General features: G+C 63.2%; 23 protein-coding genes. 12 read left to right on the top strand and 11 right to left on the bottom strand.

Going from position 1 to position 21,194, the window contains the following annotated elements:
* Positions 1-6: 6 nt before the first annotated feature.
* From FJ959_RS24535 to FJ959_RS24515, 5 genes are all read right to left on the bottom strand, one after another.
* Positions 7-1,041 (bottom strand): extracellular solute-binding protein, encoded by a 1,035-nt coding sequence (locus FJ959_RS24535; RefSeq protein ID WP_140496193.1) that lies wholly within the window; start codon positions 1,039-1,041, stop codon positions 7-9.
* Positions 1,042-1,064: 23 nt separating this feature from the next.
* Positions 1,065-1,865 carry an ABC transporter permease gene (locus FJ959_RS24530; RefSeq protein WP_140496194.1) on the bottom strand — a complete coding sequence of 267 codons (801 nt, stop codon included), beginning with the start codon at positions 1,863-1,865 and terminating at the stop codon, positions 1,065-1,067.
* Entirely contained in the window at positions 1,858-2,778 is a 921-nt protein-coding gene (locus tag FJ959_RS24525) for an ABC transporter permease (RefSeq protein ID WP_140522306.1), read from the bottom strand. Before FJ959_RS24525 ends, FJ959_RS24530 begins: the two co-directional genes overlap by 8 nt.
* Positions 2,778-3,872 (bottom strand): ABC transporter ATP-binding protein, encoded by a 1,095-nt coding sequence (locus FJ959_RS24520; RefSeq protein WP_140522308.1) that lies wholly within the window; start codon positions 3,870-3,872, stop codon positions 2,778-2,780. Before FJ959_RS24520 ends, FJ959_RS24525 begins: the two co-directional genes overlap by 1 nt.
* 153 nt (positions 3,873-4,025) lie before the next feature.
* Complete coding sequence (locus FJ959_RS24515; RefSeq protein WP_140632585.1) at positions 4,026-5,705, bottom strand: amidohydrolase; 1,680 nt, start codon at positions 5,703-5,705, stop codon at positions 4,026-4,028.
* A gap of 246 nt (positions 5,706-5,951) precedes the next feature.
* Here FJ959_RS24515 and FJ959_RS24510 point away from each other — a divergent pair, with 246 nt between their 5' ends.
* The 4 genes from FJ959_RS24510 (at position 5,952) to FJ959_RS24495 (ending at position 9,613) form a co-directional block, all read left to right on the top strand.
* The gene (locus tag FJ959_RS24510) at positions 5,952-6,605 is read left to right on the top strand and encodes a TetR/AcrR family transcriptional regulator (protein WP_140496198.1); all 654 of its coding nucleotides are present in this window, start codon (positions 5,952-5,954) and stop codon (positions 6,603-6,605) included.
* Between the two features lie 22 nt (positions 6,606-6,627).
* Positions 6,628-7,659, top strand: coding sequence for a histone deacetylase family protein (locus FJ959_RS24505; protein WP_140632582.1), 1,032 nt, complete (start codon positions 6,628-6,630; stop codon positions 7,657-7,659).
* Positions 7,660-8,135: 476 nt separating this feature from the next.
* Positions 8,136-8,846 carry a helix-turn-helix transcriptional regulator gene (locus FJ959_RS24500; RefSeq protein ID WP_140496200.1) on the top strand — a complete coding sequence of 237 codons (711 nt, stop codon included), beginning with the start codon at positions 8,136-8,138 and terminating at the stop codon, positions 8,844-8,846.
* Positions 8,843-9,613: a helix-turn-helix transcriptional regulator gene (locus FJ959_RS24495; protein ID WP_140566258.1), complete on the top strand. Its 771-nt coding sequence runs from the start codon at positions 8,843-8,845 to the stop codon at positions 9,611-9,613. Before FJ959_RS24500 ends, FJ959_RS24495 begins: the two co-directional genes overlap by 4 nt.
* On the opposite strand, the gene FJ959_RS24490 is transcribed toward FJ959_RS24495, so the two are convergent.
* Genes FJ959_RS24490 through motA form a run of 6 tightly spaced genes read right to left on the bottom strand, consistent with a single transcriptional unit; the run spans position 9,614 to position 14,453 of the window.
* Positions 9,614-10,048: a hypothetical protein gene (locus tag FJ959_RS24490; RefSeq protein ID WP_140496202.1), complete on the bottom strand. Its 435-nt coding sequence runs from the start codon at positions 10,046-10,048 to the stop codon at positions 9,614-9,616.
* A complete protein-coding gene (flhB, locus tag FJ959_RS24485) occupies positions 10,045-11,127 on the bottom strand; it encodes a flagellar biosynthesis protein FlhB (protein ID WP_140632579.1) in 1,083 nt (360 codons plus the stop codon). Before flhB ends, FJ959_RS24490 begins: the two co-directional genes overlap by 4 nt.
* A gap of 9 nt (positions 11,128-11,136) precedes the next feature.
* A complete protein-coding gene (locus FJ959_RS24480) occupies positions 11,137-12,150 on the bottom strand; it encodes a flagellar motor switch protein FliG (RefSeq protein ID WP_140522315.1) in 1,014 nt (337 codons plus the stop codon).
* 43 nt (positions 12,151-12,193) lie between these two features.
* Positions 12,194-12,580: a flagellar motor switch protein FliN gene (gene fliN, locus FJ959_RS24475; protein ID WP_140496205.1), complete on the bottom strand. Its 387-nt coding sequence runs from the start codon at positions 12,578-12,580 to the stop codon at positions 12,194-12,196.
* Positions 12,581-12,597: 17 nt separating this feature from the next.
* Positions 12,598-13,545: a FliM/FliN family flagellar motor switch protein gene (locus FJ959_RS24470; protein WP_140522317.1), complete on the bottom strand. Its 948-nt coding sequence runs from the start codon at positions 13,543-13,545 to the stop codon at positions 12,598-12,600.
* Between the two features lie 32 nt (positions 13,546-13,577).
* The gene (motA, locus tag FJ959_RS24465) at positions 13,578-14,453 is read right to left on the bottom strand and encodes a flagellar motor stator protein MotA (protein WP_140496207.1); all 876 of its coding nucleotides are present in this window, start codon (positions 14,451-14,453) and stop codon (positions 13,578-13,580) included.
* Positions 14,454-14,610: 157 nt separating this feature from the next.
* On the opposite strand from motA, the gene FJ959_RS24460 reads away from it, so the two are divergent.
* From FJ959_RS24460 to flgG, 8 genes are all read left to right on the top strand, one after another.
* Positions 14,611-16,422 (top strand): DUF1217 domain-containing protein, encoded by a 1,812-nt coding sequence (locus FJ959_RS24460; RefSeq protein ID WP_140632576.1) that lies wholly within the window; start codon positions 14,611-14,613, stop codon positions 16,420-16,422.
* A 2-nt stretch (positions 16,423-16,424) separates the two neighbouring features.
* Positions 16,425-17,147 carry a flagellar basal-body rod protein FlgF gene (flgF, locus tag FJ959_RS24455; RefSeq protein ID WP_140513633.1) on the top strand — a complete coding sequence of 241 codons (723 nt, stop codon included), beginning with the start codon at positions 16,425-16,427 and terminating at the stop codon, positions 17,145-17,147.
* A gap of 1 nt (position 17,148) precedes the next feature.
* Positions 17,149-18,546 carry a flagellar protein export ATPase FliI gene (gene fliI, locus FJ959_RS24450; RefSeq protein WP_140632573.1) on the top strand — a complete coding sequence of 466 codons (1,398 nt, stop codon included), beginning with the start codon at positions 17,149-17,151 and terminating at the stop codon, positions 18,544-18,546.
* Entirely contained in the window at positions 18,527-19,186 is a 660-nt protein-coding gene (locus FJ959_RS24445) for a hypothetical protein (RefSeq protein WP_140560332.1), read from the top strand. The genes fliI and FJ959_RS24445 overlap by 20 nt, the downstream gene beginning before the upstream one ends.
* A gap of 86 nt (positions 19,187-19,272) precedes the next feature.
* The gene (gene flgB / locus FJ959_RS24440; RefSeq protein WP_140496212.1) at positions 19,273-19,653 is read left to right on the top strand and encodes a flagellar basal body rod protein FlgB; all 381 of its coding nucleotides are present in this window, start codon (positions 19,273-19,275) and stop codon (positions 19,651-19,653) included.
* A 2-nt stretch (positions 19,654-19,655) separates the two neighbouring features.
* Entirely contained in the window at positions 19,656-20,072 is a 417-nt protein-coding gene (gene flgC, locus FJ959_RS24435) for a flagellar basal body rod protein FlgC (protein WP_140496213.1), read from the top strand.
* On the top strand, positions 20,069-20,392 hold the full coding sequence (locus FJ959_RS24430) for a flagellar hook-basal body complex protein FliE (protein ID WP_181168599.1): 324 nt from the start codon (positions 20,069-20,071) through the stop codon (positions 20,390-20,392). The genes flgC and FJ959_RS24430 overlap by 4 nt, the downstream gene beginning before the upstream one ends.
* 11 nt (positions 20,393-20,403) lie before the next feature.
* Complete coding sequence (flgG, locus tag FJ959_RS24425; protein ID WP_140513636.1) at positions 20,404-21,192, top strand: flagellar basal-body rod protein FlgG; 789 nt, start codon at positions 20,404-20,406, stop codon at positions 21,190-21,192.
* The last annotated feature ends 2 nt before the right edge of the window (positions 21,193-21,194 follow it).

Here is a 21,194-nt window from a genome sequence, read left to right as displayed (position 1 = left end):
CGGCGATTACTTCTGCAGTTCGGTCCAGATCTTGGTGTAGAGTTCCTGCGTCTCTGGCGCGCACATCTGCTGCAGTTCGCCAAGCGGCTTGGCGTCGGCCGGAATGACGACTTCCGGCGCGTCCTTCATGTCGGCCGGCATGTATTTGTCCGAACCGGCGATGGCATTGGCGTAACGATGGAAGGCCGAGAGGCCGGCCGCGTTTTCCGGATCCATGATGAAGTTCTGGAACAGCTTGGCGTTCTCGACATTCTTGGCCTCTTTCAGGACGACGACGTTGTCGCTCCACAGGCCATAGCCTTCCTTCGGGTAGTTGAAGTGGATGGCCGGGTTGGCGAGGCGCTGACGCAAAGCCGAGCCATTCCAGTCGCTGGTTGCCTTGAAGTCGCCGGCGCCCATCTTCTCAATGGTGTTGTATTCCATGGCGATCCAGTTCGGCTTGGCCGCCACCAGCAGGTCACGTACTTTCTTCAGCACCGTCTTGTCGTTGGTGCATTGCTGGCCGCCGACATATTTGATCGCGGCGAACATCACGTCGCCCATCTCCGGTACGACATTGACCTTACCCTTCAACTCGTCAGGCGTGTTGAAGATGATGCCCCACGTGTTGGCCGGGCCCTTGTAGGCGTCGGTGTTGACGACGACGCCGATCGTGCCCCAGGCCCACGGAACCGTGTATTTGCGGCCCGGATCGAACTCAGGATTGGCCCATTCCGGCGCCACGTTTTTGAAGTTCTCCATCTTGCCCGGATCGGTTTCCTGAACGAGGCCTTCCTTGATCCAGATCGGTACATAGGTCTGCGAAGGCACGGCAATGTCGAAACCGGTGCCGCCCTGGCGCACCTTGGCAAGCGCGGTATCGTTGGAATCGTAGTCGGTGATGGTCACCTTGACGTTGTATTTGGCTTCGAACTTCTTGATCACGTCGGGGCTGGTGTAATTGCCCCAATTGTAGATGTTGAGCACGCCGTCGGCGCGGGCAAGGCCCGTCGAAGCGAGCAACGCCAACCCCATGGCGGACGCCGTTGTCTTCCAGTTCATCGTTTTAACTCCCATTATCGGTTTCAGTCTCGTTTCCTGCTGACAAAGAAAAACAACGTGACGATCGCGACCGAAAGCAGCAGGAAGGCGGTCGATATCGCGTTGATCTCGGGTGTGATGCCGCGGCGGATCTGGCCGAGCATGTAGGTGGGCAGCGTGTCCTGGCCGCCCGACTTGACGAATTCGGTGATGACGACGTCATCGAGCGAGATGACGAAAGCCAGCATCAGGCCGGCGAGGATGCCGGGCCACAAAAGCGGCAGCGTGATGCGGCGGAAGGTCTTCCACGGCGTCGCATAGAGGTCGGCGGCGGCGCGTTCCAGCGTCAGGTCCATATTCTCCAGCCGCGCCCGGATCGGCAGGTAGGCAAACGGGATGCAGAACGCCGTATGCGCGGCGATCAGGTAGCCAAGGCCGGAATAGCCGGTGAAGATCTTGATGCGCGAGAAGAAGATCAGCAGCGCCACGCCGGTGACGATTTCGGGCACCATCAGCGGCTGGTTGATGGCCGCGTATTTGAAGGTCAGCCCGGGATAGGGCGGTGTGCGCGTGGTGGCGAGCGCGGCCATGGTGGCGAAGATGGTGGCAAGGGCCGCCGCTATGGCGCCGATCTGGAAGGAACGCATCGTCGCATCGATGACCTGCGTGTTCTGCCAGGCCGACTGGAACCATTTGAGCGAAAACCCGCCCCATTCCGAGGTCGAGCTCGCCGCGTTGAAGGCGTAGATGACCAGCACGATGATCGGCAAATAGAGCACGACGAAACAGGTTGCCGCGATGGCGGTGAAGCCAGGCTGGTGCTTGATGGAGAAATTGCTAGCCATGACGCACCCCCGACTTGCCGGCGTTGCGCACATAGGCCAGCAGCGCCACCATGACGATGATCATGACCGTGATCGACAGCGCCGAGCCAAGCGGCCAGTTGCGGCCCTGTCCGAACTGCAATTCGATCAGGTTGGACAGCATCATGTTCTTGCCGCCGCCAAGCACGCTCGGCGTCACATAGGCGCCAAGGGCCGGAATGAAGACCAGGATGGAGCCGGCGATGACCCCGGGTTTGACCAGCGGGAAAATGATCTTGCGCAGCACCTTGAAGCGCGTCGCGTAGAGATCGTAGCCAGCCTCGACCAGCCGGAAATCGAGTTTTTCCATGCTTGCATAGATCGGCAGCACCATCAGCGGCAGGTAGACATAGGCCATGCCGATCAGGATCGCCGTGTCGGTGTAGAGGATCTGCACCGGCGCCGAGACGATGCCGAGCTTCAGAAGGATGGTATTGACGATGCCTTCGTTGCGGATGATCTGCAGAACAGCAAAAGTGCGGATAAGGAGGTTGGTCCAGAACGGAATGGTGATCAGGAATAGCCAGAGATCCCTGGTCTTTTCACTGCGCGTCGCCATGAAATAGGCGGTCGGGAAGCCGAGCGCCAAAGTCGCCAGCGTCGTCACCACCGCGAGCTTGATCGAGCGCAGGAAGATGGTGACGTGGGCGGCCGCGAGCGACAGCGTGTCGTCGAAAATGTCGCGTTCCATGAACACCGACACCCAGGCTTCCGGCGAAAATTGCCACTTCACGTCGCCATAGGCGCCGGGCGTCAGGAACGAATAGACGAGCACGATTAGCAACGGGCCGGTCGCGGCGAGCAGAATGACCAGCAGCGCCGGCGCTGACAGCAACCAGCGGGCGCGGACGTCGCGCCGCTCCGCTGCCTTGGCGACTTCTTCGGCGGTGGCCATCAGTCCCTCAGCACTTGCGCGGCGTCGTTGCCGATCAGGATGCCGACCTTGTCGCCGCGCTCGAAACCGCAGCCGGCGCTGCGCGTGTTCTGCTGGCGCACGGTGAAGGCTTCGCCGCTGTCGAGCTGGACATGGATATGCGTGTCGGTGCCGAAATAGACGATGTTGTCGACCGTGCCCGCCAGGTCGCCCTTGCTCTTGGTCAGCTTGGCATGCTCCGGCCTCACCACCACGGTGGCGTTGTCCTTCGGCTGGAAACCTTCGGCGACGGTCGCCTCGATGGTGGTGCCGGATTTGAGCGTCGCGCGCGCCTTGCCGTTGCCGGTGCCCGATATGGCCGCGGTGAGAAAGTTGGTCTCGCCGATGAAGTCGGCGACGAAGCGTTCGGCAGGCTTGTCGTAGATATCCCAGGGCGAGCCGACCTGCAGGATCTTGCCCGACGACATCACGGCGATGCGGTCCGACATCGTCAGCGCTTCTTCCTGGTCATGGGTGACGAAGATGAAGGTTATGCCGGTCTCGTGCTGCAGCCGCTTCAACTCGATTTGCATCTCCTTGCGCAGCTTGTAGTCGAGGGCGGAGAGCGGTTCGTCGAGCAGCAGCACCTTCGGTTGCGGCGCGAGCGCCCGGGCCAGCGCCACGCGCTGCTGCTGGCCGCCGGAAATCTGGCCGGTGCGCCGGCCCGCCAGCGCCTCCATCTTGACCAGCTTCAGCATCTCGGCAACGCGCGCCTTGATCTGCGCCTTGGGCTTGCCCAGCATCTCCAGGCCGAAGCCGATATTGTCTGCCACCGTCATGTGCGGGAACAGCGCATAGGACTGGAAGACGGTGTTGACCGGCCGCTTGAAGGGCGGCAATGGCGCGATGTCCTGGCCGTAAAGCAGGATTTCGCCGGCGGTTGGAAAGTCGAAGCCGGCGATCAGCCGCAGCAAGGTGGTCTTGCCGCAGCCGGATGGTCCCAGCAGTGTGAAGAATTCGTTCTCGCGGATGGATACCGAGACTGTGTCGAGGGCAGCGACCTGCCCCTCACCCGATCCGAAAATTTTGCTGACGTTTACTACTTCAATCGCATTCCGATCCGGTTTGTCCGGCACGATTACGCCTCACTGTTGACCCCGCTCTTGCTGGCGGAGCTTTTCCCCTATTGGATGTGACCACACGGCCGGTGGGTTGGCAAGTCCGGCATTGAATCACAGTTCAGTCGGTCATTTCAGTCCGCCATTTCAGCAGGCAGGCCGCATGCCATGTCAGGCCTGGTAGGTGACTTTGCCGCCGCAGATCGTCGTTACCGGGCGCACCTTGTGCAGGTCGGCCGGTGCCGTTTTTTCGATGTCGGCCGACAAAACCACCAGATCGGCCATATAGCCTGGCTTCAGCGTGCCCTTGCGGTGCTCGGCGAATTCGGCATAGGCGCCCTCGACCGTGTAGGCGGCAAGCGATTCACGCAGCGAGAAGCTCTGGTCCGGATCGCTTGATGCCCATGGTTTGCGCATTACTGCCGCCTGGATGCCCAGGATCGGATCGATCGGCGACACCGGCCAGTCCGACGCGAACACGACATGCGCGCCGGCATTCTTCAGGGTGCGCCAGGCATAGCTCAGCGGCCAGCGCGCCGGCCCGATGCGCGAGACGGTCGGCTCCAGCGGAAAATCCATGGCGCCGGGCGGATGCGGCGGCTGCATGGAGGCGATGACGCCGAGTTCGGCGAAACGCGGCACATCAGATGCAGCGATGACCTCTATATGTTCGACACGATGCCGGCTGTCGCGCTTGCCATTGGCCTTTTGCGCCGCCTCGTAGCCGTCGAGCACGGCGCGCACCGCGCCGTCGCCGATCGAATGCACGGCGATCTGCAGGCCGCGCCTGTCGACGGCGACGGCGAGATCGATGAATTGCTGGGGCGTGAACAGTGGTTCACCCACCCAGTCGGGACGGTCGGCATAGGGCTCGATCATGACGGCCGTCCAGGAATCGAGCACGCCGTCGTAGAACACCTTGACCATGCCTGACGACAGCCACTCGCCATTGTAGCGCTCGGCCATCGCCGAGGCCTTGTCGAGCATGTCGAGCGTCATGAAATTCTTGTAGTGGAAGGGTATCTGCACCCGGCAGGACAGACCCTCCTCGGCCTCGATCTCGGCCAGCAATTCGAGCTGGTAGAGATTGCCGTCCATGTTCTGGATCGAGGTGATGCCGTGGCGCGCGCACCAGGCGAGCCCGCGCCGCATGATGTCGCGGTCGGCGGCGCGTTCTTCCGCCGATGGCATCGGGTCTGGCTCGCCGCCCGTCGCCAGCCCGAGCCGCACCCGGCCCTCGCCGGCAAGATTGAGCACCGGGCCGAAAGCCTCGCCCTCGCGCAGTTCGCCATTTGCCAGACCGTCGTCGCCCATGACGATCTCATTGCCGGGGCCAAGCGTGCGCCCATTCAGGATGCCAGCCAAGTCCAGCGCCTTGGTGTTGGCCCACATCGTATGGTGGTCGGGCGCGGCCATGACGAAGGGCCGGTCCGGCAGGATCGCATCGAGATGATGGCGCGTCACTCGCTCGTCGTCGAGCACGGTGTAGTCGACGCCCTGTCCGACCAGCATCTTGGCATCGGGGTGCGTCGACGCGTAGTCGCGGATCGCCTTTTGCAGCGCCTCGAAACCGTGGACGCCCGACAACTGGAGATGGGCAAGCTCGGCCGCGCCTGAAAACAGATGCATGTGGGCTTCGATGAAACCCGGGATCACCGAACCGCCCCTGGCGTCGATGACCCTGGTGGCCGGCCCCTTGAACTCTTCGATGGAGGCGTGGCTGCCGAGAGCGACGATGGCGCCATCCTTGACGGCAACGGCTTCGGCGGTCGGATTGTCATCGTCCATGGTCAACACACGACCATTGATGACGATCAGATCCGCCTTGTGACCCGCACCCGTGACAGACATCGCGACTCCGCGCTTTTGACTGAGACCGACAACCACTGCCCACGAGCTGCCGCTCCGCGGGAGGGGCGATGGGGAAAGATGATGCCGGCGCGCTGTCTTCGAAATTCCCCTTGTTATCCCCAAGGCAGCGTGGATAAAAGAATGCGACTAATCATTCGCGTTTGTCAACATGCGGAATTTGCAATGTATTGTGGACAACACTCTGCGCCGATGTTGGGACTGGGCGGGGAACGAGGACGTCAAGCCGTGAAGCGCAGTCTCGATCGCAAAACCAGGATAGCGCTCGAACCGCGCAAGCAGCCGCGCCAACAACGGTCGAGCAAGGTGGTGGACCGGATCCTCGACGCGGCGCTGATCCTGACCCGCGAGCAAGGCACAAGGACGCCGACCACGCTCGCCATAGCGCAGCGCGCGGGCCTGTCGGTTGGTTCGGTCTACCAGTACTTCCCCAACAAGGAAGCCATTCTCCTGGACCTCGCCCGGCGCTGGCTGTCATCCTTTCCCGAAGTGATCGCGAGGCGCATCAGGGTCGATCCGCCCACCAACCGCGAGGAGTTTCGGCGGGAGGTGCGCAGGCTCTTCACCGATACCTCCAGGCTTTATCTCGACAATGCCAGCCTGATGCCGGTGATCGAGGCGATTTCAGGCAACGCCGACCTGAGACCGATCCAGAACGAGTATGACGACCAGATCATCGCCCTCTATGCGGCGTGGCTGCGGCACGTGAACCCGGCTCTCGAAGACAAGGTCGCCAACCGGCTCGGCGTGCTGATGATGGAGGTCGGACACGCCTGCCGTCTTGTCGGCCTGAAAAGGGATCGCCGGACATACGACCTCATCGAGGACGATGTCGAAACCATGTGGCTCGCTCTGGTGACCCCCTACCTCAACCTTGACTGATTTCGCATTCGAGAGGAATTTTATGAAGACTGTCTATTCGCCGCTTCACGCCGGCCACGCCGGCCAGATGGAACTGGTCACATCGGCGATCGTGCCGGGTTTCGAAAAACCCTCGCGCGCCGAGTTCATCAAGGCGCGGGTCGACAGCGAGAAACTCGGGCCGATCATCGCGCCGGCCGAGCATGATCTTGCCGCCGCCAAGCGCATCCACAGGGCCGACTACGTCGATTTCCTGCCGACGGTCTGGCCGCAATGGATCGCCGAGGGCCACACAGGCACAGCCATGCCCTTCACCTGGCCGACACGCGGCCTGCGCGGCGACGTGCCGCCCAAGCGCGTCGACGCCCTGCTCGGCTATTATTCCTTCGACGGCGGCGCCACCTTCGTCGAAGGAACATGGGATGCGATCAAGTCCTCCTACGACGTCGCGCTGACCGCCGCGGGCCTGGTCAAGGCCGGCGAAGCCTCCGCCTTCGCGCTCTGCCGTCCGCCCGGCCACCATGCCGGAGCCGGCTTCATGGGCGGCTATTGCTACATCAACAACGCGGCCGTTGCCGCGCAATGGTTCCGCGACCAGGGGGCCGGCCGCATCTCGATCCTCGATGTCGACTATCATCACGGCAACGGCACACAGGAGATCTTCTACGACCGCGCCGACGTGCAGGTCCTCAATTTGCACGGCGACCCGATGGTCGAATATCCGTTCTTCCTCGGCCATGCCGACGAGCGTGGCGCCGGCGCGGGCGAAGGTTTCAACATCAACTATCCCATGCCGTTCGGCACCGGCTGGGACGCCTGGAGCGCCTCGCTGGAAGACGCCTGCGCCAGGCTCGCCGCCTACGCGCCAGACGTCGTCATCGTCTCGCTCGGCGTCGACACGTTCGAGAAGGATCCTATCAGCCAGTTCAAGCTGAAGTCGTCGGACTATCCCATGATCGGCCGCCGCATCGCCAGGCTCGGCCTGCCGACGCTGTTCGTCATGGAAGGCGGCTACGCCGTCGAGGAAATCGGCATCAATGCCGTCGGCGTGCTGACCGGCTTCGAGGGCCGGTGACACCGGCTGCCCGAAGCGCGGCAGCTCTCAGGGAAACCACGAAAAAGGGCGGCGTCAGCCGCTCTTTGACATCCTCTAGCCCCTTGGTGGGCGCGACCGAAACAGCCCCGGCCGAGAAGACTGGCTTGCACGGCTCGAACATTTTCACGCACCGAAACGCGCGAAAATCGGCGCCTGAGTCGCAGCTTGAGTCCACTCGATTCGATTTTGTCAAATCGCGTTTGATGTCAGATTCATCTACGGGTAGATTAGACCCGAATCAGCCGGTCCTCGGGGGGCGCGGCGACCACCCAAAGTCTCAAGTGCCGGAATTTTCTGGCGCCAGACGCGGACGGCTTCGCGTTCCCTGAATGGATTCCGTCTGATCGGGCGCGACCCCGCGCTTGTGTGTGTCTCGTAAATGTAACGCGTTTTCAGGTTCGGCGGCTGGCTCTCCAGCATCCGGACATCAGCATCGATTCCGGCCAAAAACAGCAATGAGCAGTCCCGCCGCGCTTCTTCAATCCGACACATTGGGCTCGCGCCTGACGTCGCGCGGCGATCTCACCAGCTTTTTCATGGAGTTGACCGCCGAGATCGGTGCCGACAGCTATATGCTGGTCGCCATCGTCCACGATCAGGACCGCAACGACGCGCGCATCGTCTCGTCCAACTGGATTTTCGACGCCATCGAACTGATCGGCAAGCGGCTAATCGCTGGCCTTGCCCAGGGCGCGCTCACCGTCGCGCCGGGCATGCGTCCAAGGCCGCTGGTGTCGGCGCAGGCACCACAGGCCGAGGGGCTGGTCTCCGGCGAAGAGGCACGTCTGCTCGACGTGCTCGGCCATGCCGAAATCTATTCGCTCAGGCTGAATGTCGGCCGCCAACGCCTGTTCGCGCTGTTCTCGGCGGCAGCCGCCGGTCGGATCGACCAACCGGCGCTGATGAAGGCGCAGTTGAAGTGCTGCTACGCGCTCTCGCATATTCCGCAACTGATCGCCGCCGCCGCCATGCAGGATCCGCTGTCGGACCGCGAGCGCGAATGCCTGTTCTGGGTCTCGGAAGGCAAGACCACGGACGAGGTTGCCGTCATCCTTGGCGTGTCCTCCAACACCGTCAACAGCTACATCACCCACGCCATCCAGAAATTCGCGGCCAGCAACCGCGCGATGGCCATCGCCACGGCGATCAGGAGCGGCATCATTTGAAACAGGCCGACGTCAAGCAGGCCGCCGAGGCCCTTTTTAACGACCAGCGCAATCCGTTCGGTGCCTTCTCGCTCGGCTCCGAAACGCATCACGCCGTGACCATTCCCGATGCTGTGCGGCGCTGCCGTTGGATCGCCGTCGACATCAATGCCTCGGCCTTCGGCCTGTTCTTCGTCAGCCCGTCGCTCGAGCGGGCGCGGCTGGTGCCGTGCTTCGATTCCGACTATCCCGGCATATCGGTGGCGACCAAGTTCATCTCGGGCGCCAATGGCGAGGAGATCGTGCGCCATAGCAGGATCTCGACCGAACCGCGCTGGTGGACGGATGACGGTGTGGCGGCCATGAGCGATATGTTCGGCGGCCTTGCCTGGACCGAGCAGATGGCGCCGCCGGCGCCCGGCAGCAGCGGCATCGCCTTTCCCGTCCACGCCGATCGCGGCCAGTGCGGCCTCGTCGTCTTCCTCGGCTCGGAGATCGCCCTGCCGCAGGACGCGCTCTATGAAATCCACGCCCGTTGCTTTTCGCTGTTCGCCGCTGTCGCCCGCATGCGGCCGGGCGATGTCGGCAAGACGCGCGCGATCTCCAAACGCGAGCTCGAATGCCTGAAGCTGACCGCCAACGGCAATACCAGCGAGGAGATAGCGCGGCTGCTGAAACTGTCGGTGCATACTGCCAACCAGTATCTCACCCAGTCGACCCAGAAGCTCAACGCCGTCAACCGCAACCAGGCGGTCGCCAAGGCGCTGCGGCTCGGCCTGATCGAATAGTTAGAACGCCAGCGGCTCGACCTTGCGGATACGAGCCTGTTCGACCACCGCCTCGAGCAGGGCGGTGTTGTGCTCGGGGTCCTCGCCGGGCTTTTCGAACGACACGTAGTTGACCGCGACCGAGGCGCCTTTTTCGCTCAGCGTCAGCTGGAAATAGACGGTGACGCCGGGCGGCCGAAGCTCGAGATCGAGCACGATGCGCGGGCTACCGCTCCAGTCGACATGAGCCTCGCCGCCATGGCCGAGCCTCAGCGTGCCCGGCTTGAAGAACAGCTCCGCCGCGGAATCGACCAGGTCCGACAGGCAGGCGAAATGCTCCAGCCGGATGAAGGCGATATAATCGGCGACATCGATCAGCCTGAGCTCCGCCACGACTTGCTCGATGGCGCTGGCGACGATGATCTCGCGGGAGTTGGCGTGCGGTTGGCGGTTCATGAAATCTGTCTGCGCTCAGCCTTTTTCGAGTAGACGATCCGCACCAGTTCGGCGACGGCCTGGTAGAATTGCGACGGGATCACACTATCGACCGAAACTTGCTTGTACATGGAGCGGGCGAGCGCCACGTCCTCGAAGATCGGGATGTCGTGCTCGCGCGCGATTTCGCGGATCTTGAGCGCCACCAGATCCTGCCCCTTGGCCAGCACCAACGGTGCCGAATCCTCGTCGCGCACATATTTCAGCGCGATCGAGAAGTGCGTCGGGTTGGCGATGATCAACGTCGCGCGCGGCACCGCCGTCATCATCCGCTTGCGAGCGCGGTCGCGCGCCAGCGAGCGCAGCCGCGACTTAACGATCGGGTCACCCTCGGACTGCTTGAACTCGTCCTTGACCTCCTGCTTGCTCATGCGCAGGTCCTGCTTCCAGTGGAAGCGCGACCAGACGATGTCGATCGCCGCGATCAGGCCCATGACGAAGACGATCGCCACCAGTATGTCGACCGCGATGCCGCGGATGACGAGGCCGAAGGCGACGGGATTGGTGATCATGCCGGCGAGCAGCTTGCGGTGATCCTCGGACAGCGTGAAGGCGAGCACGACGATGGCGAAGCCCACCTTGCCGAGCGCCTTCAGGAACTCGACCCAGCCCTGCACCCCGAACAGCCTGTTCCAGCCCTTGACGATCGAGATGCGCGACAGCTGCGGCCTGATGCGTTCGCCGACGAATTGCGGCATGTTCTGGAACACCGAGGCGCCGATGCCGGCGATGGTCAGGAGCACCAGCAGGCTGAGGATGGCACGGCCCACCTCCAGCATGACGATCTTGTAGAGCGCGATGACGTCGGTCTCGGTGTCCATGGGCCAGGCTTCCGGCTTCTCCAGGAACATCGACAGGAACATGCCGAGATCGACAATGGCATCCTTGGCGTAGAAGACGGTGAACACCAGTATGGCGACGAAGGAGGCCAGGAGCGCGGTCTCCCTCGAATGAGGCAGCTTGCCCTGTTCGATGGTGTCGCGGATCTTCTTTTCCGTCGCTTCTTCGGTTTTGGAATCCTTGTCGACCGCCTCTGCCATGATCCGGCCTTAGGCGGCGGCGTTCTGGGTCGCGGGAAGCTCGAACGCGCCTTCGCGCGCCAGCCGGATTGTCGTCGTCACGATCGTCTTGCGCGCCGCCATGATGTCGGCGAGGGGGACCCCTTCGGATCCTTGTCCGAGTTCGGCTTCGATCATGCGCCGCGAGCGCGCGCCGATCGCCGACAGCGCCGCTTCGGCAAGGATCGCCGAAGTGCCGCGCAGCGCCAGCGTGACCAGTTCGGTGGACAGCCCGTCGAATAGAAGCACGCGCGCTTTCTGGGTAAGCAGCGGCAAATCGTCGAAGGCGAACAGCCGAGCCCGGACGCCGTCGAGATCGGGCGTGCCGGCGGCCTCCAGGTCCTGCATGACCTCCTCGAGCAGCGGCTTGTCCAATTCGTTGAGAACGCTGGCGACGCGCGCCTGTCCGGCCGATGTATCCTTGGTCGCGGTTTCCGCCAGCACGCTGGTGCGCAGCCGGTTTTCGACGATCCTGCTGGCGGCGTCGGGAACATTGGCCATCGTCACCATGCGCTTGATGATCTCGCCGCGCGTCAGCTTGCTCAACGTCAACAGCACGCTCGCCGCCGCCTGCGGCGCCAGCTTCGACAGCACCATGGCCGCAGTCTGCGGATGTTCACCGGCCAGGAAAGTACCAAGCCGCACCGGCTCGAGCTTCTCGAGCTCGGGCCAGATCGGCGGCGGACCTTCCGGCGCAACCTCGAATTTTTTGTCACCCATGATCGCGCTCATCTCTTCCGGTGACAGCGATTCATTGAGGATGGTGTCCATCCTGTCGGCGGAATCGAGCAGTCCCGCCCCTTCGGTGAACTCCGCCTCGAACTCGGCGACGATGCGCTCGAGATCGCCTTGCGGAATGGTCCTGAGCAGCCGGGCGCCCTCGATAAGCGCCTTCAATTCCTCCTGCTTGAAGAATTTCAAGAGGCGGCTGGCCGACGGCTTGCCCATCGCCACCAGTATGGCGGCCGCCTTCTGCGGACGCGTCAGGGAAAGGGACGTCGTCATGCCTTTCGCTCCCGCTGCCGCCGGCAAGACCCGCGACGCATCTTCACGCGCCCTTCGTGCCGGCGATGATTTCGGTCAGCCTGATGCCGAAGCGCGACGGGTCGCTTTCGAGCACGGTGATCTCGCCGCGCGCTATTCTGCGGCCGTTGACCACCACGTCGACCGGTTCGCCGATGCGGCGGTTGAGCGCCACCGTGGAGCCCTTCTGCAGCGCCATCAGGTCGGACACCGGCATCTCGGTGCTGCCGAGGATGATCTGGACGTCGACGGGGATGTTCATGATGACGCTCGAATTGGCAGCGGACGCGGCCTTGAACGCAATATCGGGGCGCTGTTCCTCTTCATGCAGAACCCCGCGCAATTCCTCGATGGCGCGGTCGAGCTGCTCGTCCGGCTGGTCGATTTCGGCTTCTGCCTTGGTCTTGGCCATGCATCGTCTCCAAAAGCTCAGGCGTGCCCGGCACCAGCCGGCATGAGCCCGTCGATAAAATCCTGTCCGGCATCATAGGGATGCTTGATCCGGACGGTGTAATTCTGTCCCAGCTTGCCGAACTCGCATACGAACAGCGTCTTGCCGCGCGCGCCGAGACGCGCTTGCGATTGCGCCGTTTCCTCGAATTCGATGATCTGGCCAATTTCGAAATCGGCAAGATCGCCGAGCGTCAGTCGGGCCAGCGGCATGGTCGCCTCGAGCGCCACCGTGGAGCGCATCACTTCTTCCGAAAAGCGCGCGCGCCAGCTGGCGCCCTGATCGTTCTCCCCGCCGGCGGCAGCGCTGTCCCGGCTGGCCAGCACGACACGCTGCGGCATCGTAACCGTGACGGTGCCGCTGTCGGCCGGCGTCGAGATGCCAAAGACGATGCGGATTGCAGCGCCATCGCGCAACACGTGTCGTTTGGCTTCGGTGCCCGACATCGCCCGCGGCACTGGCAGGCGCAGGTCGAGCGACCGTCGCCCCGATCCGTTCAGTGCCTGCGCGACCTGCTGGAACACCATGGTCGAAACATCGACCTCGATCTGCGACAGATCACGCTCTATCGGCGATGCCGGCATCTCCGGGTCGCCGCCGAACAGCGTGCAAAGCGTGACCGCGATCGCCGGCGCATCGATCACCAGGGTCATGGCATCGGAGGACGTGGCTGACGCAACGATGGTCATGGCAAACGTATCGCCGGCACGGGAGCGGGCCTCCGCGACGCGGCTGACCTCGACGCCCCTGAGATCGACGGTGACCGGAACTCCAAGCTCACTGGTCAGGCTCTTCTGCAGCAGCGGCGCAGCGCGCTCTGCCATGCCCCGGCCGGTGCCGATGACCTGGGCGGCCTCGCCGCTGTCGCCGACCAGGCGCTCGATGATCAGCGAGCGCGCTTGTGAGGGACTGCCGGGACTGGTCATGACAATGTCGGCACCGATCTGTCGCGCATCGCTCAGGCGGCCCTTTTCTCGGCGGAGCCGGTGTTCATCGTGCTCTGCTCGACGGCGTCGATGGTCGGCCGCTCATAGGACGATATGGTCTTGCGGCCGAACTCGATCGCCACCTGCGGCAGGGCGCCGTTCATATAGGCGAGCAACGTCTGCTTGACGATGATGTAGAGGCGGTTCTTCTTCTCGCGCACCGTCTTGATCTTGGTGGCGACGGGCCCGACCACCGCGTAAGACAGGAAGATGCCGAGGAAGGTACCGACGAGGGCGGCGCCGATCAGGCCGCCAAGGATTTCCGGCGACTGGTCGAGCGCGCCCATCGCCTTGACCACGCCGAGCACGGCGGCGACGATGCCGAGCGCCGGCAGGCCGTCGCCGACCGCCACCAGCGCGTGGTAGGCTTTCATCTTGTCGGACTTGATGGTCTGGATTTCCTCATCCATCAGCGCCTCGATCTCGTGCGAACGGGCGTTGCCGATGATGATGATCCGGCAATAGTCGCAGATGAAATGCGTCAGGTCGTGGTTCTTCAGCACGGTGGGGAATGCCTGGAAGATCGCCGATTCCTCGGGATTGTCGATATGCGCCTCGACCTCGCTGCGCGACTTCGAACGCAGTTCACGCATCAGGCTGTGCAGCACGCCGAGCGTTTCCAGATAATCCTGCTCCTTCGGCACGGCCTGCTTGAAGGCTTCGAGGATGCCCCTGCCGGTGTCCTTGACCGTTTTCATCGGATTGGCGACGAGGAAGGTGCCGAGTGCGGCGCCGCAGATAACCACCGCTTCCCAGGGCTGCATCAGCACATGCAGATGCCCGCCCATGGCCATGAAGCCGCCAAGGACGCAGCCGAGCGTCACCACCAGTCCAATCAGAATGCCCACGAGAGGTCCTTCCGCATTTCAAGTCAGCTGCAAGGAATAGTCCCCGTGCCTTGTGTGAGGCTTGAATCGGAGCGGCATCGAGCCGATTGGCGCGATTCAGTTTCGCGCAAGGAAGTGAGTCTATTGTGCTGGCATAGCTTCGGCCGGAGGCGCGTCCTTGCTCAGTACCTATACCAGCTACCAGTTGATCACCAGGGACATCGACAAGTCGATCGACCGCATCGAAAAGCAGCCGACGGTCGATCGCGACACCAAATATTATCTGGACAACATCACCAAGGTGAAATCGATCGACGATTTCGTCAACAATGACCGTTTGTTCAAATATGCCATGAAGGCCTACGGCCTGGAAGACATGGCTTACGCCAAGGCGTTCATGGTCAAGGCGCTCAAGGAAGGCGTTTCCGACCCCGACAGTTTCGCCAACAAGCTGACCGACAAGCGCTACGCCGAATTTGTCAGCGCCTTCAACTTCGCAGCCAACGGCGCCAATACCACGGTTTACAACAAGTCGCAGCAGCTGGTGACCGGCAACTATGCGCTGCAAGTCCAGATCGGCGCCTCGCAGGCGGGCTTCTCTTACTATCAGAGCGAAACCGCCTATTATGTCACCAACATCTCCAAGGTTAAGTCGATCGACGACCTGATGGGCGACAGCCGCCTGCTGACATACGCGATGGCCGCATTCGGGCTCGACGCCGAAACCGAACCGGCCGCAACGGTCAGGGCGATGCTCGAAGGTGGCGTCAGCGATCCCAACAGTCCCGCCAACAAGCTGACCGACAAGAGTTACGCCAACTTCGTCTCGACGTTCGACTTCGCCCAGTATGGCGATCAGACGACCACGCGCGACAACGTCCAGCAGGCGGTGCCTAAGGGCTACATGGCCGGAGCCGGGCTGACGTTGGTCAAGCCGAGCGCGCAGTACGTCAAGGGCGAGGCCGACTACTACGCGGCAAACGTTTCCAAGGTGAAGTCGATTGACGACCTCATGGCGGACAAGCGCCTGCTTACATTCGCCATGGCGTCCTATGGACTGGATGCGTCAACCGAAACCCCGCGGCAGATCCGCGCCATGCTCGAGGGCGGCGTGAGCGATCCCAACAGCCCTGCAAACAAGCTGACCGATAAACGATACGCCAACTTTGTCACGGCCTTCGATTTTGCCCAATATGGCGATCAGACAACCTCGCGCGACGCAGTGCTGAAAGATACGCCGAAAATCTACACGACAGGGTCGGCGCTTGGCCTGATCAAGCCAAATGCGGACTACATCAAGTCGGAGACCGCATATTACCTGGCCAACATCACGAACGTGAAATCCATCGACGATCTGATGGCCAACAGCCGCTTGTACAATTATGCCCTGTCGGCCTACGCGCTCGATCCGGCGACAGAGAGCAAGGATCTCATCCGCAGCGTCCTGGCCGGTGGCGTCCGCGACCCCGACAGCGTCGCCAACAAGATGACCTACAAAGCCTATGCCGGGCTCGCCTCCGCCTTCAACTTCGAACAATACGGCGAAGCGGCCACCACGACCAATCCGGCACAGCAGCCGACCGTCGACAAATACATGCGCCAGACGTTGGAGGAGGATGCCGGCCAAACCAACGAGGGCGTACGGCTGGCGCTCTATTTCCAGCGCAAGGCGCCTGATATCACCAGCTGGTATAATGTGCTCGCCGACACCGCTCTTGCCAGTGTGGTGCGCACCGTGCTCGGCCTGCCCGATTCCTTCGCCACCGCCGATGTCGACAAGCAGGCGCAGCTGTTCGAGCAGAAGCTCGACATTTCCGATTTCTCCGACCCCGAAAAGCTCGGCAAGTTCCTGACCCGCTTCACCTCCATGTACGAGATCAACCACCCGACCTCGTCAGCCGTGTCGTCGATCAGCGTGCTCTTCGCCAAGCCGGTCACGGCGGGGATCTCCACCGACCTGATGATGGCCATGCAGAAGTTGAAGTTCTGACCATGCGGGACAGTCTCTACGTCGCCCTTTCCTCGCAGATCGCGCTCGAGCGTCGGCTCGACACGATCGCCGACAATGTCGCCAACGCCTCGACCGTCGGCTTTCGCGCCACCGGCGTGAAGTTCGAGGACGTGGTGTCCGGCACCGGGCCGAAATCCGTGTCCTTCGCCTCCTCGGGCAAGACCTACCTTTCCGGCGCCCATGGCTCCCTGACCGAGACCGGCAATCCGTTCGATTTCGCAATACAGGGCGACGCCTGGTTCGCCATCGAGACGCCGGTCGGCACCGTCATGACCCGCGATGGCCGCTTCTCGATGAACGAGAATGGCGAGCTGATGTCGGTCGAGGGCCATCCCGTGCTCGACGCCGGCGGCGCACCGATCCAGCTCGACCCCCGCAACGGCCCGCCCAAGGCCGGAGCCGACGGATCGTTGCGCCAGAACGATCAGCTGGTAGGCTCCATCGGCCTGTACAATTTCGATCCGGGTGAGAATTTCGTGCGCTACGGCAATTCCGGCATCGTGCCGGCGCGCACGCCCGAGCCGGTGACCGATCGCGCCGATATCGGCGTCGCCCAGGGCTTCGTCGAGGAATCCAACGTCAATCCGGTGCTGGAGATGACGCGGCTGATCATGGTCCAGCGCGCTTTCGAGAACACCGCCGCCCTGATGCGGCAGACTGATTCCTCCACCGACGAGGCGATCAAGACGCTCGGCTCGAAGTAACATGTCGCTCGACCAGCCAACCCTGCGCGCACCCGAAAGACTGCCCCAGCCAACGCCGGAAGACCGGCTTGCCGCGCTGGAGCGGATATGGCGGCGCTTCAGCGATGCCGAGGGACTGCTCAAACGCGGCGGCCTCGTCACCGAAGTCACATCGACGCATTACAAGGTGCGCGGCCTTTCGGATTTCGCCAGGCTGGGCGATCTTGTCGAACAGCGCGGCCATGCCGGCACGCGCCGCGGCGAGATCGTCAAGATCAGCCGCGACGAGATTGTCGTGGCCCCCTTCGAACGCAGTGCCGATGCCGGCATAGGCGACGCCGTTTTCCGTCGCGGTCCGCTCGCCGTGGCGCCGCATGCCTCGTGGCGCGGCCGCACGATCGACGCGCTCACCCGGGCGATCGACGGTGGCCCGCCATTGATCAGGGGCGACGGCATGTCCGGGGCCACCACGCCCGGCGCCATGGCGCGCCAGCGCGTCGGCACCGCCTTCATGACCGGGGTCAAGATCATCGACATTTTCACGCCGCTCTGTTTCGGCCAGCGCATGGGCGTCTTTGCCGGTTCCGGTGTCGGCAAGTCGACGCTGCTGGCCATGCTCGCCGGCGCAGACGCCTTCGACACCGTGGTCGTGGCGCTGATCGGCGAACGCGGCCGCGAGGTCCGCGAATTCCTCGAGGACACGATCGGCGACAGCCTGGCCAAGACCGTAGCCGTCGTCGCCACGAGCGACGAAAGCGCCATGATGCGCCGGCGCGCGCCGGACACCGCGATGCGCGTCGCCGAACATTTTCGCGACCAGGGCCACCGCGTGCTTCTGGTGCTGGATTCGATCACCCGCTTTGCCCACGCCCTGCGCGAAGTGGCGACGGGAACGGGTGAGCCGCCGGTCGCGCGCGGCTATCCCGCTTCGGTTTTCACCGAGCTGCCGAAGCTGCTCGAACGCGCCGGGCCGGGAGTGGAAGGGAAAGGATCGATCACCGCGATCATTTCCGTGCTGGTCGACGGCGACGACCACAACGATCCGGTGGCCGATTCCGTGCGCGGCATCCTTGACGGCCATGTCGTGCTCGACCGCGCGATCGCCGAACAGGGCCGCTATCCGCCGGTCAATCCGCTGTCGTCCATATCACGCCTGGCCGGCAAGGCTTGGAGCGTCGAGCAGCGCGCGCTGGTGACGCGGCTGAAGTCGATGATCTCCCGCTTCGAGGACACGCGCGACATCCGCCTGCTTGGCGCCTACCAGGGCGGCGCCGACGTGGAACTCGACATGGCGGTGCGCCAGGTACCCCTGATCTACGAGGCGCTGATGCAATCGCCCAAGGACCGCCCGTCCGCTGATCCGTTCTCCGATCTCGCCCGCCATCTCAAGGGAAAGCAGAATGCCGAACCAGGGGACTGAGCTCCAGCATACCGAGCGCATCCTGCGCGAAATGATCGCTGAGGCGAAAGCCGAAGAAGAGATAGAAGCCAGCCGCAACTCGGCCATCGACGGGCTCTTCGCGGCGCCGCAATGGCCGCAGCCGCCCAAGACCGCGTTTCCCAGGCTGGGCAAGAAGGCCGGGCGGCGCAGCGACTTCGTCATCGCCGCGCTCGGCATCACGCTCGGCCTGATCTGCGCGCTGTTTCCCTGGTATATCTTCTTCAATCAGGAACAGTTCGGCGTCCAGGCAATCAAGTTCGGCGGCACCGGCACCAATTCTGGACGCGAGGGCGGCGGCGTGGTTGCCGAGCGCAGCGCGCCGCTGACGGCCAAGGACGTTCCGAATGCCAATATCGACCTGCTTGCCACCGGAACCGTGCAGGGCGATCCCAGCGCCGCCCCGGCACCAGATGACCAGCCCTTTCCAGCCGACGTCACCAAATTCCGCATGGTCCACGTCGCCAATGGCCGCGCCATGATCGAGGACGACACCGGGCTGTGGATGGTCCAGCGCGGCTCGATACTGCCGGATTCCAACAAGGTGTCGTCGATCGAGCAACGCAACGGCAAATGGGTGATGGTCACCAGCGCCAACCAGGTGATCGAGCTTTCCAGATAAGTTCGCCGCGCTTGCCGGTTGCGTCCGCCCGCAAGGTCCGCGCAAGACTGGCGGCCTAGTCTTTGGGCACACGCCCGGAGATTCCCATGGAGCCCGTTTCTCTTTTCGATCTCGCCGCCAAGCAGGCGCAATGGCTGGCCGTGCGTCAGTCGGCGGTCGCCGGCAACATCGCCAACGCCAACACGCCGGGCTATACGGCAAACGATGTCGAGCCGTTCGAAAAGGTGCTCGACCGCGCGGCGGTGTCGTTGCAGACGACACAGGCCGGACACCTCGGCAGCGCCGCGACCAATGCCGGTTTCGCGATCAAGCCACAGGAAGACGACGGCGTCGTCATGCCGTCAAAAAACACCGTCGTGCTCGAGGACCAGCTTCTCAAGGCCGGTGAGGTGCGCCGCTCCTTCGAGCTCAACACGGCAATCGTCAAGGCATTCCATTCGATGATGATGATGGCGGTGAAGAGCTGACCATGGACGCGCTCACAGCAGCCCTCAAAGTAGCAGCCTCCGGCCTCGGCGCCCAGTCGGAGCGGCTGCGCGTGGTTTCCGAAAACCTCGCCAATGCCCAGTCGACCGGCACCACCCCCGGCTCCGACCCCTATCGCCGCAAGACCATCAGCTTCGTCTCGGAGCTCGACCGGACCACTGGCAGCTCAACGGTCGAAGTGAACTCGATCGACCGCGATCCCAGCGATTTTCCCGTGGAATTCCAACCCGGCAACGAGGCCGCCGACGACAAGGGCTACGTCAAGATGCCCAACGTCAACGTGCTGATCGAAATGGCTGACATGACCGAGGCCAACCGCTCCTACGAGGCTAACCTGCAAGTCGTGAAGCAGGCGCGCGATCTCATTTCAATGACCATCGACCTGATGAGGAACCAATGATCGTGAACGGCATCGGCGCGCTAAACCTGAAGCCTGGACTTGGCGACACGGCGACTGAGCTGCTTCAGGGCGGCGTTGCGCCCGCGACCGCAGGCAACCTCGGCACCTCCTTCGCCGAGGCGCTGAGCCAGGCGGCCACAAAGACCGTCAACACGCTGCAGAACGCCGAGCAGGTCTCGGTCCAGGCGCTCAAGGGCGACGCCGACACCCGCCAGGTCGTCGATGCCGTGATGAGCGCCCAGCAGGCGCTGCAGACCGCCGTCGCCATCCGCGACAAGGTCGTTTCGGCCTATCTCGAAGTCAGCCGCATGGGCATCTGAGGAGTTCGGCCATGAAAGCACTCGCCATCGCCGCCACCGGCATGAACGCCCAGCAGACCAATCTGGAAGTCATCGCCAACAATATCGCCAACATCAACACCACCGGCTACAAGCGGGCGCGGGCCGAATTCTCCGACCTGCTCTACCAGGTCGACCGCACGCAAGGCGTGCCCAACCGCTCCAACGCTTCGCTGGTGCCGGAAGGCGTCTCGATCGGCCTCGGCGTCAAGACCACCGCCGTGCGCAACGTCCACACCCAGGGCGAACTGACCAGCACCGGCAACAGTTTCGACATGGCGCTCACCGGCAGGGGCTGGTTCCAGATCGAAGGCGCCGACGGCGGCACGCTCTACACCCGCGCCGGCGCCTTCAACACCAACGCCACAGGCCAGCTGGTGACGGTGGACGGCGCCAGCGTCATTCCAGCGATCAACGTCCCGGTCGACGCCGTCGAGGTCATCGTCAACAAGACGGGCCAGGTCTTCGCCCGCATCGATGGCCAGACCGACCTGCAGAATCTCGGCCAGCTCCAGATCGTCAACTTCGCCAACGAAGCGGGACTGGCGCCGCTCGGCGACAATCTGTTCCAGGAAACGACCGCCTCTGGCCCGGCCAATGCCGGCGTGCCCGGCGATCCCGGCTTCGCCACCATCCAGCAAGGCTATCTCGAGGCCTCCAACGTCGACCCGGTCAAGGAAATTACCGAACTGATCTCGGCGCAGCGCGCTTATGAGATGAATTCCAAGGTCATCCAGGCCGCCGACGACATGGCCTCGGTCGTCTCCAAGAACATCAGGTAACG

The organism is Mesorhizobium sp. B2-2-4 (assembly GCF_006442375.1).
Classification (GTDB): domain Bacteria; phylum Pseudomonadota; class Alphaproteobacteria; order Rhizobiales; family Rhizobiaceae; genus Mesorhizobium.
The sequence above is the reverse complement of the archived record's forward strand: the minus strand, read 5'-3'. Positions and strand labels throughout refer to the sequence as shown.

Coding starts and splice junctions, on each gene's coding strand:
- FJ959_RS24480 (WP_140522315.1), bottom strand. CDS start 12,150: ATGACGACGTCCCTTTCCCTGACGCGTCCGCAGAAGGCGGCCGCCATA.
- FJ959_RS24505 (WP_140632582.1), top strand. CDS start 6,628: ATGAAGACTGTCTATTCGCCGCTTCACGCCGGCCACGCCGGCCAGATG.
- FJ959_RS24490 (WP_140496202.1), bottom strand. CDS start 10,048: ATGAACCGCCAACCGCACGCCAACTCCCGCGAGATCATCGTCGCCAGC.
- FJ959_RS24525 (WP_140522306.1), bottom strand. CDS start 2,778: ATGGCCACCGCCGAAGAAGTCGCCAAGGCAGCGGAGCGGCGCGACGTC.
- FJ959_RS24535 (WP_140496193.1), bottom strand. CDS start 1,041: ATGAACTGGAAGACAACGGCGTCCGCCATGGGGTTGGCGTTGCTCGCT.
- FJ959_RS24470 (WP_140522317.1), bottom strand. CDS start 13,545: ATGACCAGTCCCGGCAGTCCCTCACAAGCGCGCTCGCTGATCATCGAG.
- fliN (WP_140496205.1), bottom strand. CDS start 12,580: ATGGCCAAGACCAAGGCAGAAGCCGAAATCGACCAGCCGGACGAGCAG.
- flgF (WP_140513633.1), top strand. CDS start 16,425: ATGCGGGACAGTCTCTACGTCGCCCTTTCCTCGCAGATCGCGCTCGAG.
- flhB (WP_140632579.1), bottom strand. CDS start 11,127: ATGGCAGAGGCGGTCGACAAGGATTCCAAAACCGAAGAAGCGACGGAA.
- flgG (WP_140513636.1), top strand. CDS start 20,404: ATGAAAGCACTCGCCATCGCCGCCACCGGCATGAACGCCCAGCAGACC.
- flgB (WP_140496212.1), top strand. CDS start 19,273: ATGGAGCCCGTTTCTCTTTTCGATCTCGCCGCCAAGCAGGCGCAATGG.
- FJ959_RS24515 (WP_140632585.1), bottom strand. CDS start 5,705: ATGTCTGTCACGGGTGCGGGTCACAAGGCGGATCTGATCGTCATCAAT.
- FJ959_RS24500 (WP_140496200.1), top strand. CDS start 8,136: ATGAGCAGTCCCGCCGCGCTTCTTCAATCCGACACATTGGGCTCGCGC.
- fliI (WP_140632573.1), top strand. CDS start 17,149: ATGTCGCTCGACCAGCCAACCCTGCGCGCACCCGAAAGACTGCCCCAG.
- FJ959_RS24430 (WP_181168599.1), top strand. CDS start 20,069: ATGATCGTGAACGGCATCGGCGCGCTAAACCTGAAGCCTGGACTTGGC.
- FJ959_RS24530 (WP_140496194.1), bottom strand. CDS start 1,865: ATGGCTAGCAATTTCTCCATCAAGCACCAGCCTGGCTTCACCGCCATC.
- FJ959_RS24445 (WP_140560332.1), top strand. CDS start 18,527: ATGCCGAACCAGGGGACTGAGCTCCAGCATACCGAGCGCATCCTGCGC.
- flgC (WP_140496213.1), top strand. CDS start 19,656: ATGGACGCGCTCACAGCAGCCCTCAAAGTAGCAGCCTCCGGCCTCGGC.